General features: G+C 62.2%; 2 protein-coding genes and 1 pseudogene. 2 read left to right on the plus strand and 1 reads right to left on the minus strand.

What is annotated here, in order from left to right; genetic code table 11:
• The coding region (locus AruPA_RS21640; protein ID WP_265638794.1) for an ATP-binding protein at positions 1-489 on the plus strand (489 nt) is incomplete at its 5' end.
• Here the strand turns inward: AruPA_RS21640 and AruPA_RS21645 are convergent.
• Positions 422-973 carry an ISAs1 family transposase gene (locus AruPA_RS21645; protein WP_265638795.1) on the minus strand — a complete coding sequence of 184 codons (552 nt, stop codon included), beginning with the start codon at positions 971-973 and terminating at the stop codon, positions 422-424. The two genes, AruPA_RS21640 and AruPA_RS21645, sit on opposite strands and share 68 nt — an antisense overlap.
• Before the next feature lie 81 nt (positions 974-1054).
• On the opposite strand from AruPA_RS21645, the pseudogene AruPA_RS21650 reads away from it, so the two are divergent.
• Positions 1055-1292, plus strand: a pseudogene (locus AruPA_RS21650) (transposase); the annotation flags it as partial.
• Between the last annotated feature and the right edge of the window lie 186 nt (positions 1293-1478).

Below are 1478 nucleotides of genomic sequence, written 5' to 3' on the forward strand. Positions count from 1 at the left end.
CTCGCCGCGGGCGATTACGTGACCAAGGCGGAGCCGATCCTATTGATCGGCGAAGCGGGCACAGGGAAGACGCATCTGGCGACGGGGTTATGCGTGGCCGCCTGCCGTCAGCGCCGGCGGGTGCGGTTCACCACGGCAACCGCGATGATCAACGAACTGGCTGAGGCGGCGCACGCCAACCAGCTCAGCCGCGCACTCGGCCGCTGGGAACGGCTCGACCTGATCTGCATCGACGAGCTCGGCTACGTGCCGCTGGCGGAGACCGCGTGCGAGTTGATGTTCCAGGTGATCGCCGACCGGGCGGAGAAGGCGGCGGTGATCGTCACCACCAACCTGCCGTTCTCCGAATGGTCGCAGGTCATCCCCAATCCGCGCCTATGCAAGGCGCTGATCGACCGCCTGACCGACCGTGCCCACATCATCACAACCGGCACGGACTCCTACCGCTTCCGTCGCACCACGGCGCAACGGACGGCCAGCAAATCATGAACAGGAAGGAGAAAAACAACCGCTGACAGGTAGTGCCGCCCCGCGGGGCGGCACTACCTGTCCAACCCCCGGAGGTGGGCCAATATTCATCAGCACAAGTGGGCCAGAATCCATTGTCACAGCCACCGCGGTCATGGGATCCGCGGATCGTCTTCCCGTCGATCGCCACAACTTCCCGGTCCAAGGTCGCCCCGAATGAGCGTGCCCAGGACTCGAAACATGCCTCGAAGCGCCCGGTATCGATCAGCATGAACACGCGCCGGAATGTGTCATGGGACGGAATGCCGCTCGGAAGCGCCAGAAACGTGCCAAGCCAATCCTGCTTGCTGCGGCCATACAGCGCAAAATCCTCCCAGCTTTCCGCGCCGGCAATCACTGCGCAGACCGCGATCACCAGAATATCAATCAGCCGGTGCTCCACCTTGCCGCCGCAACGGGGGTCTTTCAGCGCCGAGAACTCTTCTACCAAATTCCTCACCGACATGCGGGGCTCCCAATTTCAAGGAGACTCCCCGAATCACACCCGATTCCATGCCGTCAAATATGCCACCAAATTTCATGCGTAACCCCTGATGGAACCATCATCGTCGATCTCGAGCGCCGATGCGTGGTGGACGTCCTCGCCGATCGGTCATCCACAAGCGTTGCGGCTTGGCTCAGCGCGCATCCCTCCATCGAGATTGTCAGCCGCGATCGGCAGGGACTTTACGCGGAGGGAGCTCGGGTCGGCGCTCCTCAAGCCCGACAGATCGCTGATCGCTTCCATCTGATCCAGAATTTGCGTGGGGTGATCGAGAAACAGCTTGGGCGTCTCGAGCGTCCGCTTCGCACCAAAGTCTCGGCAACCGCCGAGATCGACGACACGAGAGCAGGACTACGTTGCCTGCTCCAGGCCAAGTTCGAGCAGGTTCGACGTCTGTACGATGCCGGCAAGACGGCCACGGCAATTACACAGGAACTTGGCCTCAGCCGCAAGCGCGTCGACAAGT

The organism is Acidiphilium sp. PA (genome assembly GCF_026191915.1).
Taxonomy (GTDB): domain Bacteria; phylum Pseudomonadota; class Alphaproteobacteria; order Acetobacterales; family Acetobacteraceae; genus Acidiphilium.

What these genes read in the sequence shown, in the direction of transcription:
- AruPA_RS21645 (WP_265638795.1), bottom strand. Translation starts at nt 973, where the DNA reads ATGTCGGTGAGGAATTTGGTAGAAGAGTTCTCGGCGCTGAAAGACCCC.